Origin of the sequence: Paenibacillus sp. ALJ109b (genome assembly GCF_010747435.1) — a bacterium.
GTDB lineage: Bacteria > Bacillota > Bacilli > Paenibacillales > Paenibacillaceae > Paenibacillus > Paenibacillus taichungensis.
Map to the genome: position 1 here is coordinate 36,143 of NZ_JAAIFP010000018.1, position 14,174 is coordinate 50,316.

General features: G+C 44.7%; 13 protein-coding genes, 1 tRNA gene, 1 rRNA gene and 2 pseudogenes. 4 read left to right on the forward strand and 13 right to left on the reverse strand.

Features of this window, described 5'->3' with window-relative positions; translation table 11 throughout:
- Positions 1–43: 43 nt before the first annotated feature.
- Positions 44–745 (reverse strand): 23S rRNA pseudouridine(2604) synthase RluF, encoded by a 702-nt coding sequence (gene rluF / locus G3352_RS18940; protein ID WP_163758815.1) that lies wholly within the window; start codon positions 743–745, stop codon positions 44–46.
- Between the two features lie 18 nt (positions 746–763).
- Positions 764–3,103: a PAS domain S-box protein gene (locus G3352_RS18945; RefSeq protein WP_163758816.1), complete on the reverse strand. Its 2,340-nt coding sequence runs from the start codon at positions 3,101–3,103 to the stop codon at positions 764–766.
- A gap of 335 nt (positions 3,104–3,438) precedes the next feature.
- On the opposite strand from G3352_RS18945, the gene tadA reads away from it, so the two are divergent.
- Positions 3,439–3,939, forward strand: coding sequence for a tRNA adenosine(34) deaminase TadA (gene tadA, locus G3352_RS18950; protein ID WP_163758817.1), 501 nt, complete (start codon positions 3,439–3,441; stop codon positions 3,937–3,939).
- Between the two features lie 34 nt (positions 3,940–3,973).
- Entirely contained in the window at positions 3,974–4,543 is a 570-nt protein-coding gene (locus tag G3352_RS18955; RefSeq protein ID WP_163758818.1) for a GNAT family N-acetyltransferase, read from the forward strand.
- 86 nt (positions 4,544–4,629) lie between these two features.
- On the opposite strand, the gene G3352_RS18960 is transcribed toward G3352_RS18955, so the two are convergent.
- The 5 genes from G3352_RS18960 to G3352_RS18975 all read right to left on the reverse strand — a co-directional run bounded on the left by G3352_RS18960 (position 4,630) and on the right by G3352_RS18975 (position 6,991).
- Entirely contained in the window at positions 4,630–5,724 is a 1,095-nt protein-coding gene (locus G3352_RS18960; protein ID WP_163758819.1) for a hypothetical protein, read from the reverse strand.
- A 265-nt stretch (positions 5,725–5,989) separates the two neighbouring features.
- On the reverse strand, positions 5,990–6,142 hold the full coding sequence (locus tag G3352_RS18965; protein ID WP_063567623.1) for a small acid-soluble spore protein P: 153 nt from the start codon (positions 6,140–6,142) through the stop codon (positions 5,990–5,992).
- 23 nt (positions 6,143–6,165) lie between these two features.
- Complete coding sequence (locus G3352_RS30925; protein WP_205524943.1) at positions 6,166–6,342, reverse strand: hypothetical protein; 177 nt, start codon at positions 6,340–6,342, stop codon at positions 6,166–6,168.
- A 25-nt stretch (positions 6,343–6,367) separates the two neighbouring features.
- Positions 6,368–6,709: a hypothetical protein gene (locus tag G3352_RS18970; RefSeq protein WP_064641367.1), complete on the reverse strand. Its 342-nt coding sequence runs from the start codon at positions 6,707–6,709 to the stop codon at positions 6,368–6,370.
- A 193-nt stretch (positions 6,710–6,902) separates the two neighbouring features.
- A tRNA-Ser gene (locus G3352_RS18975) sits at positions 6,903–6,991 on the reverse strand.
- Positions 6,992–7,284: 293 nt separating this feature from the next.
- Between G3352_RS18975 and G3352_RS31725 the strand changes: the two are divergent.
- A pseudogene (locus tag G3352_RS31725) lies at positions 7,285–7,356 on the forward strand (S-layer homology domain-containing protein); the annotation flags it as partial.
- Positions 7,357–7,371: 15 nt separating this feature from the next.
- Positions 7,372–7,602: a hypothetical protein gene (locus G3352_RS18980; protein ID WP_240343143.1), complete on the forward strand. Its 231-nt coding sequence runs from the start codon at positions 7,372–7,374 to the stop codon at positions 7,600–7,602.
- A gap of 150 nt (positions 7,603–7,752) precedes the next feature.
- Here G3352_RS18980 and serS read toward each other — a convergent pair whose 3' ends face one another.
- The 6 genes and pseudogenes from serS to rrf form a co-directional block, all read right to left on the reverse strand.
- Positions 7,753–9,036 (reverse strand): serine--tRNA ligase, encoded by a 1,284-nt coding sequence (serS, locus tag G3352_RS18985; RefSeq protein WP_163758820.1) that lies wholly within the window; start codon positions 9,034–9,036, stop codon positions 7,753–7,755.
- A gap of 264 nt (positions 9,037–9,300) precedes the next feature.
- Entirely contained in the window at positions 9,301–9,891 is a 591-nt protein-coding gene (pdxT, locus tag G3352_RS18990; RefSeq protein WP_099859271.1) for a pyridoxal 5'-phosphate synthase glutaminase subunit PdxT, read from the reverse strand.
- A gap of 57 nt (positions 9,892–9,948) precedes the next feature.
- Positions 9,949–10,023, reverse strand: a pseudogene (locus G3352_RS18995) (hypothetical protein); the annotation flags it as partial.
- 296 nt (positions 10,024–10,319) lie between these two features.
- Complete coding sequence (locus G3352_RS19000; protein WP_163758821.1) at positions 10,320–11,708, reverse strand: D-alanyl-D-alanine carboxypeptidase family protein; 1,389 nt, start codon at positions 11,706–11,708, stop codon at positions 10,320–10,322.
- 432 nt (positions 11,709–12,140) lie between these two features.
- Positions 12,141–13,598 carry an IMP dehydrogenase gene (guaB, locus tag G3352_RS19005; RefSeq protein WP_163758822.1) on the reverse strand — a complete coding sequence of 486 codons (1,458 nt, stop codon included), beginning with the start codon at positions 13,596–13,598 and terminating at the stop codon, positions 12,141–12,143.
- A 356-nt stretch (positions 13,599–13,954) separates the two neighbouring features.
- Positions 13,955–14,071, reverse strand: a 5S ribosomal RNA gene (gene rrf / locus G3352_RS19010).
- Between the last annotated feature and the right edge of the window lie 103 nt (positions 14,072–14,174).

The following is a 14,174-nucleotide window of genomic DNA, read 5'->3' on the forward strand; positions in this document are numbered from 1 at the left end:
GCTGCTTCCCCTTGAGGGAAAGCAGCGCCTTGGATATCATCATTTATTCCATATTATAATCTAGCAAACTGCTCAATTCCGACTTTTCTGCGAGTGTCAGCTCTCTCCAGGTCCCTGTGGCCTGTTCACCGAGATGAATGTTCATAATACGAATCCGCTTCAACTTCCGAACCTCATAGCCAAATGCACTGCACATCCGGCGAATTTGGCGGTTTTTTCCCTCCGTCAGAATAATGCGGAACACCCGCTCTGATATACGAGTCACTGTACAAGGCAGCGTCATTTCTCCAAGGATCTTGACTCCTGTGCTCATGCCTCTTAAGAAACTCGGCGTTACCGCACGATCCACGGTGACAATATATTCTTTCTCATGACGTCCTTCTGCCCTTAGAATTCGATTGACGATATCACCGTCATTGGTCATCAGAATCAAACCTTCCGAATCCTTATCCAGGCGACCAATGGGGAAAATACGCTCTTTGTGCCCTACAAAATCAACGATATTCCCTTGAATGTGCTGTTCGGTTGTACTCGTTATTCCGACAGGTTTATTGAGTGCAATATATACGTGTTTCCGTTTTTCCTTAATAGGTTGACCATTAATTCTTACATCATCGCCATCTTCTGCTTGACTGCCCAGCTCTGCCTTGACTCCATTAATCGTTACTTTCCCGCTTTCCACCAATCTGTCGGCTTCTCGACGGGAACAAAAACCCGTTTCACTGATAAATTTATTAATACGCAAAAGGTAATCTCACCTCATCTAGTTCTCTTCGTCTGTAGGTTCATTGTCCGTCTTATGCTCTTCCTCCATACTCTCCGGTTGCTGTTGGGAAGCAGGCAGCTCGATAATGACGGTCGTTCCCTTGTTCATGACGCTTCTGATATCCATCATGCCCTTATGTGATTGAATAATGCGCTGGCTGACCATCAGGCCAAGCCCTGTTCCCGATTCCTTGCTTGTAAAGAATGGTTCCCCCAGCTTAGGCATCAATTCTTCTGGAATTCCAGTGCCTTCATCCTTAATTTCAATCCGAACCCGACTATTCTCTTCGTCATGATTGAGTTTAATACGAATATTACCTCCGTCTGGCATGGCCTCCATGCCGTTCTTCAGCAAGTTAATGAAGACCTGCTTCAACTGGTTCTCTTCACAGTGTACCATAGCTGAATCGGATGAAGCATTCAATACAAATTCCACACCATGCAGATGCGCCTGACTGTCCAGTAATGATATAACATCTCCCAGAATGAAGCGAATATCCCGTTCCTGAAAATGAACCGCCTGTGGTTTGGCCAGTATCAGGAACTCACCCACAATAAGATTAATTCGATCCAACTCGGACAGCATCAAGTCCAAGTGCCGGTGGTTAAGCTTGTTCGTCTCTTGTTGGAGCTGAAGAAACCCACGCAGGGTCGTAAGAGGATTACGTATCTCATGCGCAACCCCTGCTGCCAGCTGACCAACCGTCGTCAGTTTCTCGGAACGTCTGAGCAGTTCCTCCATACGGTTACGGCTGGTAATATCTCTTGATACGCTGATTAGTGCTGTGATCTCGCCTGCTTCATCCCGGACTGGTGCTGTACTCACGCTGACTTCGACACGGCTACCATCCTTCTTCATCCATGTCGTTTCATTGGACGTAATTGACATACCCTCAATCAACTGGGCATGCTGCTCTTCCATCTCCTCTTCAGTACCAGGAGGGATAATTTTCAACTTACGGCCTTCTACTTCACGACTGCGCCAGCCGTACAACTGCTCAAAGGCACGGTTTACCCGCAGAACATTTCCATCCAGATCCGTAATATGAATCGCATCTGCGGTTTGGTTAATGATCGATTCCAAATGCTCTTTTACCGCACGATTTTCTTCATACATCTGTTTCAGACGATTCGTATAATGGCCCAAATTACGAATCATGGCATTAATGCGATTCGCTAATTGGCCCAGTTCGTCTTTTCTTCTCACTTTCAGACGGAAATCAAAATGGCCATCAGCCACATCATTCACTTTGCCCAGAATAGATTGAATTGGACGCGTAATGTATCCTGCGAGCAAATAGCTGCCAAAGATCACAATCTCCAGCAACACAAGTGAAATGGAGGCATGGCTAACCAGTTGTTCCGATACCATGGAGGATATTTGCTTATAGTCCATGACAATACTAATCACATAAGATGATTCATTGGGGGTGAATATCGGGATGAAACTTTTGAGCACCTTCTGTTCATGAGTTTCACTGACAAAGGATACATTCTGCCCAGTACGAATGGCCCGTACGACCGCCTTGTGATCCTCTTCTGCGGCACCATATTGATAAGTACCGAAACGAATTGGCCTGTTATTCAACTTGTTGTGGTTCGTATCCCTTCCGTCATTGCTCATGCTCGAGCTACCGAAGGTCAATGGATTGATGCCTGTAATCTCCAGAATCGAAGGATTCACTTCACGAATCTTATTCAAAATCTCGTCTGGACCAGAGATCTTCACATAGTCGTCAACAGCGGCATTATTATAGAAGGGATTGATTATGTAATTCCTCTTCCCATCATGATAGTAACCCCAGATATCAACATCTGACGGATTGGATGTAGAATATTCGAATCCATCCGACCAAAAATGGTCTAATTTCTGTCCTTGTGAAATCGTAACCTGATGGTTTTCGAACAGCTGTTTAAATGCCTGATACCAGTACGTCATGGATTTGGTAGATAATCCAATCTCCTTTGGATCGGAAGATCGGGTAACCACAATATCATCAGCCGTTTGCTCCATCAATGAAATGTGGGAAACACCGACTTTTTCGCTCATGCGAACCAGGTCTTCATTTGTGATATTATTAATATTCGGGTCCAGTTCTTCCGCTGCCATTACTGAGGCCAGCCATAGATTGTTCCCAATTTGTCGTTTTACATATTCTGAACTGGACTGACTCTGTTCGACAGCGATTGCAATCTGTTTGGCCGTAAGCACCATCTTGGTTTCGCTGTCCTGCCTTAGATTCTCTTCTGTAGTATAATAACTCAGTGCTATATTTAAAACTAAAATGACGAGCACTGAGCACGACATAATCATGGATAATTTCGTTTTAATAGACAACTTTTTCGTTCACCTCTCGGCTTGTACCCTCTGGCGATATATGGCAAAACCTATATCCATCATAACTGTTGTATGTCTATTTGAAAAGGATAATTGACCCTTGTCCAAAAGTTACCGCTTGGCTGAAAAACGCGAAATCAATTGTATTTTGTCATTTCCATGCCTACAATGGGAATAACCACTAAAAATTATACACAAATCCACAGGCATGTGGATAGTATGTTCATAACTATGTGAGCAACTCGCGTGTTATCCACAGACTTATACACAACATGTTAACAAACGAATGTTTGTTCGCCGCACAAAATGCTCTTTGGAAGGAGTTTTACATTTTAATGAAGGATGACGTTCTCCAACCTGATCTTACGCATCTCTCGGAGGAGGCTCAGCACGAGCACTGGATGCGTGAAGCTATTGCTGAAGCTTACAAGGCAGAAGCACTAGGGGAAGTACCCATCGGGGCTGTAATTGTTCAACATAATCGCATTATTGGTCGTGGATTTAACCTGCGCGAGACGACACTTGATTCCACAGCACATGCGGAAATGGTAGCCATCCGGCAGGCCAGTGAAGCCATAGGTGCATGGCGACTGCTGGATTGCAGTCTGTACGTTACACTGGAGCCCTGCCCGATGTGTGCAGGTGCCATTGTGCAATCCAGAGTGCCTCGAGTCATATATGGTACCGCAGATCCCAAGGCCGGCTGTGCAGGAACGCTGATGAATCTGCTGCAGGAACCTCGTTTTAATCATCGAACCGAAGTGGTTGCTGACATTCTGCAACCAGAATGCTCCACCATGCTGACTCAATTTTTCCGGCGTTTACGCAAAAAATAGATTTTTATATCTATCTAGAGAGGAAATGCATTCCATGCCACTAACACTATACGACACACCAAAAGGAATAAGTCTCCGTTTACTTACTCCACAAGATGCAGAAGCGTATCTTGCTCTTATTCAGATCACACGGCTTCCCTACCAAGCTGTAGAGCCTATCCGGGATGATGAGTTCTATACGCTGCATGCGCAAACCAGACGCCTTCAAGACAGAATGCAGGCGGCTGAGGAAGGAACAGGTTATCAATTCGGAATTTTTACAATCGACGATGGTATTCTGATCGGTCAGGTTAGCTTGAACAATGTCGTTCAGGGCGTTGCCAATTATGCAGACATGGGATACTTCATCCATCCAAATTACCAAGGCGGAGGACGAATGACCGCAGCCGTGAAACTCGCTGTATCCTACGCCTTCCGTGCTCTGAAGTTAAATCGTGTTCAAGCGGCCATTCTATTATCCAATACGGGTTCAAAACGTGTTCTGGAGAAGAACGGCTTTCAAGCTGAGGGCATTGCTCGTAAATATCTCAAGATTAACGGAGAGTATCAGGATCATCAGATCTATGCTGTGCTGGCCGAGGACTTGGGTGAATCTTTACAGTAATTGAACGAACATGGAACAACATACAAAGAGCCGCTCAACCCTAAGGTCGAGCGGCTCTTTGCTTTAACTAATGAATCTCTGAGAACTTAGTATCCGTAAGATGCATTCATTAGTTCTTCGAACTCATCCATTGTAATAACATCTTCGCCAGTAGGAATGTTGATTTTGAATGCTGGCTTCTCATTAATTTTGGTGTACGTGTTCGAACCAGTGAAAGCAAGTTTAACTTCATCCTTGGTATCAGGTTGTTTAATCAACAGATCAGCAACCAATTTTTGATATACCGGGAAATCTTTTTTGTCCAAAGCAAAATCAATGTGGAACTGGTTAATGGTCAGTGTATCTTTCAACTGGTCCAGATCTTTAGCCATTTCAGCTTGATCTGCTTCAGTAATTTTCAGATCCTCTTTAGCTTTGTCGATATCTTCCTGACTCATTTGCAACATGTCACGATACTCTTCTTTAGAAATGATATCCAATACTTTAGGCAATGCTTTGGTTACCAGGACAGTAACAGCTTCCTTCACATTGTCATTGTTGACCGAAAATTGAACAACTTGCTTGGCATCCAAACCTTCTGGAAGCTGTGCATCCTTCACGTCCAGGTTTTTAAAGAATTTATCCTGATCGTACTCACTCAGGACCGCATCCATAACTTCATTGCTCAGCTTTTGTGTTTTCGCTGCATCCATAGCATTTGGATTCCATTCCGTTCCTTCTTGCTCAGCCAGTTCTTTCAGATCCAGCTCCAGGAATTTACCAACAACCGTTTCCGGAATCGGGAAGAACGGAATACTTGGTACCTTAACATATAACTTCTCAGCGGTCATAACCATTGGTATGGTAAATGTCATACCCATATCGCCTTTAAGCTCAATACCTACCGTCATTTCGGTCTGCATTGGCTCGCTTTGGTATACGCCAGTTACATTCAACTGAGCATCCTTCAGCATGCTCATAAACTGAGACATCGTTGGATCCTGTTGTGACTCGTCTGCAGCTTTATAGCTCAATTCATTAATAGTGAAGTTAGAACTCATCTCATACGAAGTCAATTTGGAAGCATTGGCTGCCGCCGTCTTCAATGCCTCTTTTGGCTCTTGCTTGCTGCTACATGCTGTCAGTGCCATGGATACGGTTAACAGCAACGTAAGAAGAAGCGCCCCCATACGTTTAGTCATTTGTTTCTCTCCTCTCGTGATAACCCCAAAAAAATAATTCAATATCAATGATATACCATTTATTCTGAAACGGAAACACGATTTGGGAAATTTGTGAGCTTTACTCTCTAAATTGGCTACAAAGACCTATGTAAGCTTTAGATATCAATGATGTCCTCCTCTAAATCATGTATGAACGCGCAAAAACCCCGGTTTGTTAACCGGAGTTATGGGTTATAGTTATGCATTAATTATGTGCTAAAGAAAGGAATGAATCTTCCTTAACTTAGCCTTGAGGATTGTGATGATCTACATGATTCTGGTTTTTCACTTTTTTGGAGCCTGACAACGGTTCCTGCATGGAAGAATGCTTTTCAGGTTTTCGGTGCTGCACATTAGCCTGAGCTTCAGGCACAGGTGTTGTTTTGGGTTTACTCATGTTGTTCCCCCCTCTTCATTGGATTAGGAATGGGATGGGTCCATATCTTCCGTTTTGTCATGATTCATGGAATCCTGATGCCGACGGTCATTCGAGTCCTGTTGAATTTGCTGGGCATGGTGACTATTCACAGCTGTCTGATCCAGATCTGCGACTACATTTTGCAGGTTTTTATCTGTTCCATCTTTGGCTTTGCTCACGTATTACCACTCCTTTGACGTCTACCTAGTGTCTGGTTTTGGGTTGCAACGACTGGGCACATTCATGAATATGACGCGTGTAATCCTGAGCCAATTCCTGAATGGGCTCTGTACGCTCATCCGTCGTCCTTCCATCGCGTTCCACATCAATTAGCTGTACACTGACTTCACGAGAATCCACATAGGCACACTTGAAATCAAAAGAGTACATCTGGTGTCCCGCTGTTGCGATGTGAATTCGAATAGCCTGTTGATCAGCCTCGTCAGCCATAACCTGAGCCCGATCTCCGACATTTAGGACCTCAGGCAATCTTTCCTGCCAAGCACCTACAAGCTCCGTCTGATCTATGTTTAATTCGCGGTTCATCTTACCACCTCCACTCTTATATAAAGTGCGGCGATTCGGATGTTTTTATGCATCACACAGATATTGAAACAAACTGATTTCTTGTCGTAAAAATTCTTTATAAATACAGCATGTATGCGGCTGCGCTAAATGTATAAATAAATGCAAAAAAGGACCCGAGCTTATCGCTCGGACCCTTATCATAATTGTAATATGGCGGAGAGGGTGGGATTCGAACCCACGTGGAGTTGCCCCCTAACGGTTTTCAAGACCGCCCCGTTATGACCGCTTCGGTACCTCTCCAGGACATTAACTTTTATAAACTTGCCACGAAATAGATCATACCATAATTGTATAGCAGAAAGCAACCTTTTTATATGATTTATTATTCGATACATCAAAAAGGGGATTTTCGCCTACTAAGTAACGGTAACCAGCGCTACCTGACGATTGAAATGATTGTTCAGAATCGGTTCAGCCCTGCTCTGTATAATCGAATTTAGACTTTTTCATTATGGGGTGGGTGGTTGCTTATAGGTGTGTATCGTAAAAATGACCCTTTGAACACATTGCCTTAGGAACAATCGTATGCGGCAACAGCGGCACACCTTGGACTTGTTAAAGGCTATGCTAATGGAACATTTCGTGCCGATCGTCAGGTCACCCGGGAAGAGTTGGCAAGCATGGCTTATCGGGCAATTCAGTATGCAGGAGGAGATTCTGTCGCTAATAGATCAGCTGTGAAATCCTATCTGGACCAAGACTCTATCTCTCCTTGGGCCACAGCCCAAGTCCAGGCCCTGACATCGCTCAATTTGCTTCAAGATACATTCGGGACATCCTTCGAGCCGAAAAAAGCAGCAACCACAGACGAAGCACTTATGATCTTGGTGCCCTGCGCTCCATTGAACTAATATTACGCTTTCGCTTAGGTGATAATCATAGCTAACGTATCGTCTTCTTAAACAATAAACCACAAAAAACCGTCGCCCTGTGAAAATGGAACGTTCTAAACTTCCATTTGTCAGGAGACGGTTTTTATTTCATTCATTTAGTCGAACATCCTAGGAACGACGAGCAATTACGCTGACTCCGCCCATATAAGGACGCAGTGCTTCAGGAATAACCACTGTTCCATCTTCTTGTTGGTAGTTCTCCAGAATAGCAGCTACAGTACGCCCCACTGCCAGTCCTGAACCATTTAAAGTATGGACAAATTCCGGTTTCGCTTTTGGCTCTCTGCGGAAACGGATATTAGCTCGACGTGCTTGGAAGTCTTCACAGTTGGAGCAAGACGAGATTTCACGATACGTATTGCTTTCCGGCAACCAAACCTCAATGTCATATGTTTTGGCAGACGTGAAGCCCATATCTGCTGTACACAACGTCAGAACACGGTAAGGCAGCCCCAATAATTGAAGCACACGTTCCGCATTTAGAGTCATGTTCTCCAATTCCTCATAAGAAGTCTCAGGAGAAGACAGTTTCAACAACTCAACTTTATTGAACTGGTGCTGACGAATCAAGCCACGTGTATCCCGTCCAGCAGAACCTGCTTCAGATCGGAAACACGAACTGTATGCTACAAAGTGTTTAGGCAACTGGTCAGCATTCAAAATCTCTTCGCGATGATAGTTCGTTACCGGAACTTCAGCGGTAGGGATCAAATAATACTCGGTATCTTTCAGCTTAAACAGGTCTTCCTCGAATTTCGGCAGTTGGCCAGTTCCAAACAAGCTGTCACGGTTAACGATGTATGGAGGCAGAATCTCTTCATACCCATGCTGATCGCTGTGCAGATCCATCATAAAGTTAATCAAAGCACGTTCCAAACGTGCACCCAATCCTTTATAAAAGGTAAAACGGGAGCCTGTTACTTTGGCAGCCGCTTCAAAATCAAGAATGTCGAGGTCCTGTGCGATTTCCCAGTGTGCTTTTGGTGTAAATGAAAAGGACTTCGGCTCTTCCCAACGACGAATCTCCACATTATCATCTTCGGACGCACCAACAGGTACACTCTCGTTAGGGATGTTCGGAATCGCCATAGTCAGATCGTTGATCTTCACTTCCAACTCACGCACTTCTTCATCCATTGCTTTGATTCGATCGGAGACTTCGCGCATCTCAAGGATCAACTCGTCTGCATTTTCGCCACTCTTTTTAAGCTTGGCAACTTCTCCGGATACCGTATTCCGGCGACTTTTCAGGTTTTCACTCTCTTGCAGCAACTCACGACGCTTGGCATCCATATCCGTAAACCCGGCGATTAGATCCAGCGATTTGCCACGTTTCGTCAACGCTTCTTCAACACGTGCGTACTCATTCCGCAATATTTTCACATCAAGCACTAAATACCCCTCCTAAATAACACCACAAAGTAGAAATCTTCCATATTAACTCCTGTCAAAACTTTGCAGCCTTATAACTTCATCATTTCTTAATGGTAAAAAACAACCTATGGCCTCCGGTGCTGCCCTACGCTGCGATTCCCGCTTTGAAAGCAGATACGGGCAACATCAGGCATCTGACCAGACAGCACCTTGCCAGCAAGCCTTGTGAGCCTCTGGAGGACTGATCCGGTTCACCGGCAGTCATAGGTTGTATATCAATCACTATTGGTTCTGTACAGGCTGTTTATACGACCTAGCCATGTCCACAAAGTAAGCATGCAGTCGATAATCATCTGTCAGCTCAGGGTGATAGGAGCAAGCCAGCAGATGCCCCTGGCGGGCAGTAACAATCTCATCCTTGTAAGTGGAGAGAACTTCTACCTCTTCCCCCACACTCTCAATTAGAGGTGCCCGTATAAACACAGCTCTTACCGTCTCCTCAATGCCTTTTACCGGGAGATCCGTTTCGAAGCTTTCCCTCTGCCGTCCAAATGCATTTCTCGAAACGGTCATATCCATTAGCTCCAGATGAGCTTCCTCTTGTCCTTCAATATGTTTGGCCATAACAATCAAACCAGCACAGGTGCCGAACACCGGTTTACCCTCAGCAGCGAATGCCCGAATGGCCTCCATGAAACCATATTTGCGCATCAGTTTGCCAATCGTGGTACTCTCACCGCCAGGAAGAATCAACCCATCCAGCTCCTCGAGTTGTTGAACCTGTTTGATTGCCAATCCTTCTGCTCCGGCCCGTTCAACACTACGAATATGCTCGGTGACTGCCCCTTGAAGTGCTAAAACGCCGATCTTCATTTAAAATCCACCTTTCTCTTACCAGCCGCTATCCTGCATGGGCTCGGAAGGTGCAAGTTTGGAATTGGTACCGATCATAGAAGCACCTTCGCCAATCCGGCGCAACGCTTCACCCAAGTCCTTGGCGCCACAATGTCCGATCTGCGCTTTGGCCCCTCTTTTAACGCGTGCTATTCCCGTTTCCATACCCCAACCCTACCATAATGGATGTGTCGTTCTTGCCCATGAAAAGGATGTGGAATATTCAGTGTCAGTTAGAAGAACAATAGACTTTTCAACTGAATTATACGTAGAATTCTAACTTGATATTTTACCGGAAAAATTGTAAATATACAATCCATCCAGTCGGAATTAATTGTATTTTGTCAATGGTCTAACGACACTATATTGAAAATGTCATATTATCCCGTCTTCCTTCACCATGTCTATTAGAACAGGTTTTTGATGCCATCAAACAGATCAACGAAGAAATCTTTCACTGCACGGAAGAAGAGACGGAACCAACCGCCCTTTTCCGCTTCTTCTGCGGTGATGAGGTTCACTGTTTTCTCTTGTGGCTCAATTCCCTCTGCTTTGTACGTATAAGTAACCGTACCAACCTTGGTTCCGGCCTTGATTGGAGCAACCAACTTATCAGCTTCAGTTACATTCGCTTTAAATGTCACGTCCAGGTTTTGAGTACCTTTAGGTACAACGAAACTTACTGCATTATCTGTCACAACAGGTACTGTTGTTTCCTTCCCTTTTTTCAAAGGTACAGCTTCCCAGCCTGTGACTTTAGTTTTAGCAGCAACCGCCTGTTTCACTTCAAAATTGTTGAATCCGAAGTCCAATACTTTCTTCGTTTCTCTGAAACGCGCTGGCTCCGAATCGGTACCCATAACTACACTGATCAGACGCATGCCATCACGTTCAGCAGTGCCTGTAAAGTTATTGCCTGCGTTTGTGGTATGGCCCGTTTTCATCCCGTCCAGACCTTCATAGGCATAGCTTTTGAAGTTGGTTATATTTTTATTCGCTTCCAGCATCCAGTTATAGTTAATAATTGGATCTTTGTCGTTGGGGCGGAATTTATAGGATTGAATTGTCGTGAAATCTTTGTAGTCCGGGTGATCCATGATGATATATCTGCACAAAATGGCTGCATCCCGTGCCGACATAACGATTTCCTTATCTTCAGTTGGGCGGAAATCCGCAGGCATATCTGCACGATCCAGTCCTGTGGAGTTGATGAAATAGCTATCTTTCATTCCCATACGCTTCGCTTCATCATTCATCATTTTCACAAATGCTTGCTCGGAGCCAGCGATGTGCTCAGCCAAGGCCACTGTAGCATCATTGGCTGATCCTACAGCCATGGCGATATATAGTTCCTTAATAGTATGCTGATCACCTTCTGCGAGGAAAATGCGTGAGCCAGTACTTTCTGCAGCGTTCTTTTTGATTGTAACAACATCATCCCAACTAAACTTTCCCTGTTTAACCTGTTCAGCCACAATGTACTCGGTCATCATTTTGGTCATGCTGGCTGGTGGCATAGCTTTATCCGCATTCACATTGAGCAGAATCTGGCCCGTTGAAGCCTCCATCAGTATGGCTGATTTAACATCGAGTCCTAATGAGTCTGCCGAAGGAATGTCCACGGCTTTTTCGGTCTTCGTTGTTGTAGCCGCCGCGATCAAGACCTGCCCTGAATCGTTTGCAGCAGCCATAACAGGCATTACCGCAGACATGCAGAGCATATTAATCAGCATAACCGAGGCTACGCTTTTTTTGAGCATTTGACGTTTTTTCTTATTCATTTGTTTGGCTTTCAATGATGAATACTCCCTTCGGTCCGAAGCTTTCTATTGTGTGCTTCAGTACAGCTTGAGCTGCAATATTTTCTTAGTCCCTAACAGGTGAAGATGATGTGTGAGATGTCTGTTGTATATGCGCTGTATCGAAAGAGCAATGTCATTGCTCCTAAAGTTCGAATCGATTGTCACTTAGTTAGCATTAAATGAAATGCTTATGTAAAAGGACGTCCGCGCTTCTTTTTTCGCTGGGCAACCTTCAACCTTTTTCTATCACTCAAAATTCATTGTCGGAAACAGTTCATAGACTCACGTCAAAAAATCGCCGCAACGCCCTAATCCATTAAAGGATCATCACCGCTTGTTCTATTCTATCACAGGGGTATCCGCAAAAAAAGACAGGCCCGGCGAAAATCGCCAAGCCTGTCCTGGAAATGATTAACACAATTCAGATTACAACGAGTAGTTAGGAGCTTCTTTCGTAATCTGTACATCATGCGGATGGCTTTCACGAAGCCCCGCGCCTGTAATACGAATAAACTGAGTGTTGTTACGAAGCTGCTCCAAACTGCTTGTACCACAGTATCCCATACCTGAGCGTAGACCACCAATCAACTGATGAATCGTATCAGACAAAGGACCTTTGTATGCAACACGTCCCTCAATTCCTTCCGGAACCAGTTTCTTGTCATCATCCTGGAAGTAACGATCTTTACTTCCTTGTTTCATCGCAGCCATTGAACCCATACCGCGGTAAACTTTGTAGCTACGTCCTTGGAAGATTTCCGTTTCTCCCGGGCTTTCTGCCGTACCTGCAAACAAGCTTCCCAGCATAACTGCATGAGCACCTGCAGCAAGAGCTTTAGTAATCTCACCAGAGTACTTGATACCACCGTCAGCAATGATTGGTACGCCATATTCACGTGCTACATTTGCACAATCGTATATTGCTGTAACTTGAGGAACACCAATACCAGCAATTACACGAGTTGTACAGATGGAACCTGGACCAATTCCCACTTTGACAACGGACGCCCCAGCTTCGATCAACTCACGAGTTGCATCGCCTGTAGCAACGTTACCCGCAACAATGGTCAGGTTCGGGAAACGCTCGCGCAGCTGGCGAACCGCATCAATGATGTTAATGTGATGTCCGTGTGCCGAGTCTACCGTAATCAGGTCTACACCAGCTTGAACCAATGCATCAGCACGTTCAAAGGTGTCTTTGGAAATCCCGATCGCTGCTCCAACCAGCAAACGTCCTTGTGCATCTTTAGCTGCGTTAGGGAATTGAATTGCTTTTTCGATATCTTTAATAGTAATGAGACCTTTCAGTGTGTTGGACTCATCTACTAATGGAAGTTTCTCAATTTTATGCTTCTGGAGAATACCTTCTGCTTCTTGCAGTGTAGTACCTACAGGCGCAGTAACCAAATTCTCACGAGTCATGACTTCGCTGATTTTAATGGAGAAGTCGTGGATGAAACGCAAGTCGCGATTTGTCAGGATACCAACAAGCTTTTGATCTCCTTCAACAATCGGTACACCGGAAATGCGATATTTCGCCATAACCGACTCTGCATCAGAAACCAGATGTTCAGCTGTCAGTGAGAACGGGTTGGTAATAACACCACTCTCCGAGCGCTTAACCCGATCCACTTCCTCCGCTTGCTGCTCAACAGACATATTTTTATGGATGATACCAATACCGCCTTCACGGGCAATGGCAATAGCCAATGTCGCTTCAGTAACAGTATCCATACCAGCACTAATCAAAGGAATATTCAGTTTTACGCTGTCACTCAAACGAACAGATACGTCCACTTCTTTAGGCAGTGTCTCGGATTTACGGGGCACCAGCAGTACATCGTCGAAGGTGAAACCTTCCTTACCAAATTTATCTTCCCACACGCGGGCGTTCCTCCTTATGTTTGCTCAGCTTTACGGTCCAAAACCCGAAGATCTCAGGCTGTATTTTATGCCGAAAATACGTTTTCTGAAAAATTTATTATTGCCATCTTAGCAAAGCGTTATTTAGACTGTCAAGGGAAACTCCCTGGTTATATTAGGTGTATTGCCTGATGCATACAACTGTATTTTCCATACGGACAGGTTGATTTTATATATATATAAAACGCCACTCATATCGAGTGACGCTTATCTATGTTAAATCATTTAGTGCAATGTCTCTAAACTAATAGTTAATTCTAATTTTTGCTTATAAACAAATAAAAACCACCACCGAATAACATCGGCAGTGGTTCTTTGCTTGGCGGCGTCCTACTCTCCCAGGACCCTGCGGTCCAAGTACCATCGGCGCTAGAGGGCTTAACGGTCGTGTTCGGGATGGGTACGTGTGGAACCCCTCCGCCATCGCCACCAAACGCATAGCTTAGCTTACATCTCAGAGTTTGTTCTCTGAAAACTAGATCCGAAACGAAATTTGCGACTTACAACTTGCATATTTGGATAAGCCCTCGACCGATT